Here is a 502-nt window from a genome sequence, read left to right on the forward strand (position 1 = left end):
TATTGTTTTCTTAGAGAAAAAATGGCAGACATATCTACTTCATTAAAAGTGGTAAGCATTGCAGTGTCATTTTTTACACTCACAAGACGCTCGGCTACTTTTCTGCGAAGCATAGACATTTTCTTGCGCTCTTCTCCTCTTTTTCCTTTTCCGGGTGTACCCATTGAAGGCCTGGCATTAACAGCATCTTCTTTTGTGATCCTGCCATCACGCCCACTACCTTCAAGAGAATTTGCATCCATTCCTTTCTCATCAAGGATCTTTTTAGCTGCAGGAGACGGAGTCCCCGTTGCATAAGTATCCTGTTTTTGAGAAGGCGTAGTTGACTTAGAAGGAGCCTCGGTCTTAGCTTCAGCTTTCTCCTTATTTTTATCTGAAGATTCAAGCTCCTCTTCCTTTGCGGAAGTGGCTTCCTTTTCTTCTTTTGCTACTTCTTTAGAATCGTTTTCTCCACCTCCGGGTTTAGGCGCATCTGTATCGATCAAACATACCACCTGCCCTA

1 protein-coding gene is annotated in these 502 nt (G+C 43.0%); it reads right to left on the reverse strand.

Annotated elements, in window-relative coordinates:
- Positions 1-502, reverse strand: a 502-nt coding sequence (locus HC175_RS17605) for an E3 binding domain-containing protein (RefSeq protein WP_209310061.1), incomplete at both ends; no start/stop codon positions are given.

This window comes from Salinimicrobium oceani (genome assembly GCF_012037645.1).